This is a genomic window from Synechococcus sp. B60.1 (assembly GCF_047462555.1).
In the GTDB taxonomy this organism is placed as follows: Bacteria; Cyanobacteriota; Cyanobacteriia; order Thermostichales; family Thermostichaceae; genus Thermostichus.
Window position 1 is genome coordinate 1 of the sequence record NZ_JANSJN010000114.1, and the last position, 2,904, is coordinate 2,904.

Here is a 2,904-nt window from a genome sequence, read left to right on the forward strand (position 1 = left end):
GCGGCATTCTCGAGGCCGTCCCCCTGACGATCCTGGGATCCCGCGTGTTGGTGATCGGGGGGGAGCGATCGCTAGCTGTGGCTGAACTGCCCCTGAAGCGCAATCTGGAGCGGGATCCCGCCGTTCAGGTTTACTGGAGCACCTATGGCGTCGATTGCACCGAATCGGAGCTGGCTCGTCTCCAGGCTCTGGCCACAGCAGAATCCGTAACCGGCATTTTGGGGGTGGGGGGCGGCAAGGCGTTGGATACGGCCAAGTTGGTGGCCCACCGGTTGGGGATCCCGGTGGTAACAGTGCCCACCTCTGCTGCCACCTGTGCCGCCTGGAGCGCCCTGTCCAACATCTACTCGGAGGCCGGAGCTTTTCAGCGGGATGTGGCCCTGGATCAGGCTCCCGCTGCTTTGATCCTGGACTATGACTTGATTCTGCAAGCACCAGCACGCACTCTGGTGGCCGGGATCGGAGATGCCTTGGCCAAGTGGTACGAGTCTTCTGTGAGCAGCGGCAGTTCAGAAGATGCCCTGGTGATCGGCGCTGTGCAGCAGGCCCGCGTCTTACGGGATTTGCTCTTGCAAAAATCGGTGGCGGCCCTGCGGGAGCCAGGTGGGACTGCTTGGAGGCAGGTGGTGGACGCCTGCATTTGCCTAGCGGGGATTGTCGGCGGCATGGGAGGAGCCAAGTGTCGCACCGTGGCCGCCCATGCTGTCCACAACGGTCTTACTCATCTGGTGGGCCACCGGGCCACCCTGCACGGCGAGAAAGTGGCTTTTGGCATCTTGGCCCAGCTTCGCCTGGAGGAGATCCTGCAGGGAAGCCAGTTGGCGCTGGCCGCCCGCACCCAGCTACTGGAGTTCTACCGCCAGGTGGGGCTGCCCCTTAACTTGCGGGATCTCCACCTGGATCACCTGGGATCCGCCGAGCTGCTGCACGCAGCCCAAGTGGCCTGCCAGCCAGGCTCAGATATCCACCACCTGCCCTTCCCCGTCAGCCCAGAAGCCCTGCTGGTGGCCCTCACCACCACCGACCTGACCAGCTCCAGTCCCGTTCTGCCGCGGCTCTAGGCTGGCCTAGAGATCTTCCCGCTTTCCAACTTTGCCAGTCCAGGCCGGGGTTTGGGCCCTCTGCAGCCGGGCTTCCCTGTAGGCCCCAGAGGTGGCGCCTGCCAAGACCAAGGCTCCGCCCATCCAAGTCCACCCATCCGGGATCTCGGCAAAGACCCAGAACCCGAGCAGGCTAGCCCAGAGGAGGCGGAAAAAATCAAGAGGCAGCAGCATGGTCACCTCGGCCAGCTTGTAAGCTTGGGTGAGGGCCACCTGGCCCAGGCTGCCCAGCAGCCCCATGGTTGCCATCCACAGCCACTGCTCCGGCGAAGGCCAGCTCCAAACCCAAACAGCAGCCAAGAAGGAAAGGGGAGTCTGCAACAGGCCCATGTAGGCGGTAATGGTGAGGCTGGACTCGGTGCGGGCGAGGATCTTGAGCATAATGGTTACCCAGGCAAAGAGGGCTGCCGCCGCCAAAGCTAGTCCTGTCCCTAAGGAGAGCTCCCGAAAGCCCGGCCTTAGCATCACCAAGGCCCCGGCAAACCCCAGGCCCAACCCCAGCCAGCGGGAGGGACGCATCTGTTCGCCCAACACCCAGACCGCCATGAGGCTGGCAAACAAAAGCTGGACAAAGCTCAGCGCCGTTGCTTCCGCCAAAGGCAACAGGCTGGCTGCCCAGAAGGAAAGCAGCATCCCCAAGGTGCTGATTGCCGAGCGCAGGAGGTAGAAGCCCATCTTGGCGGTGCGCAGAGAGTGGATCCCTGCTCGCAAAAGCAGTGGCACCAGGGCAAGTAACCCAAATAGGTTGCGCAAGAACACAATTTCAAAAGGGTGCAGGGCGGGCGTGTTGAGCCGGATGATCGCCCCCAAACAGGCAAAGCAAAAGGTGGCCAGCAGCTTCAGGGCAACCCCTTGCCAGGCTCTCATTTGGCCCCCCTCCGCAAACCGGCCCACTTGCGCGTTCTCAACGTTACAGCTCACACCCAAACGGTTTAGGCACAGAGTTTTCAGCCTCGAACTCTCAGCCTAAGCGGACTGTCAGGGATCCGACCGGCGCTCCTGGGCCCTCTCTGCCACCCCCCTGGTCAGCAGGGAAAAAGACGGGGATCCCTGGGAACTATGGCCATCTCGAATAGCCATGAACAACAGTTGTCCCCTCGCTCTGTAGCTCCCCTCTCCCAAAGGGAGAGGGGATGGGGGTGAGGGAAGAGATCGGCTGGAAGTCCTACGTCTTCTTCAGATTTAGAATCTCCTGCAGGTAGCCGATGACTGTTTCTGGCCGGAGGTGGGCCATGCAGGGGTGGCCCTCCACCAGGCAGGTTTCGTTTTTGAACTTGTTTTCCACGCAGACCCGGCATTTATAGGAAGTTTGGGTAACGTAAACATGGGGCAGGCGAGGCGCCCACAGCCGCACTGGGCTAGCTCCATCGCCATCGGCATCGTTGCCAAACAGAGCAATGGTGGGGCAGCCCACAGCCGCTGCAATGTGCATCGGCCCCGCGTCCACGGAGATACAGACCCGCGCCCGCTTCAGGGCTCCGGCCAATTCGATCAAGCTGGTTTTGCCCCGCAGGTCAATCATCCCTGTTTCAGCCACCAGTTGCTCTTCACCGTCACCGTGGTAGAGGGATCGCTGCAGCTCCGGGGCACTGCCGATTAGCCCCACCTGCAGGCCCTGCCCCCGGCACCACTGGATCACCTGGCGCCAGTACTCCAAGGGCCACATCTTGGCGCGGCGGGTGGTGGTGATGTGCACCAGAACTTCCGGCACGGGAAAATCGGGATCCCGGCTGGGCAGCTCTAGGCGGAAAAAATCTGTTTCCACATAAGCCAGGCGGCAGAAGATCTCGGCAATGTAGTTGCT

3 protein-coding genes are annotated in these 2,904 nt (G+C 62.0%); 1 reads left to right on the forward strand and 2 read right to left on the reverse strand.

What is annotated here, in order from left to right; genetic code table 11:
• Positions 1-1,061 (forward strand): iron-containing alcohol dehydrogenase family protein (locus tag NW863_RS11360; RefSeq protein ID WP_414366446.1); only part of this gene is annotated, 1,061 nt, incomplete at its 5' end.
• Positions 1,062-1,067: 6 nt separating this feature from the next.
• Here the strand turns inward: NW863_RS11360 and NW863_RS11365 are convergent.
• Positions 1,068-1,967 (reverse strand): DMT family transporter, encoded by a 900-nt coding sequence (locus NW863_RS11365; RefSeq protein WP_414366447.1) that lies wholly within the window; start codon positions 1,965-1,967, stop codon positions 1,068-1,070.
• Positions 1,968-2,265: 298 nt separating this feature from the next.
• Positions 2,266-2,904, reverse strand: a 639-nt coding sequence (locus NW863_RS11370) for a glycosyltransferase family 9 protein (protein WP_414366449.1), incomplete at its 5' end; no start/stop codon positions are given.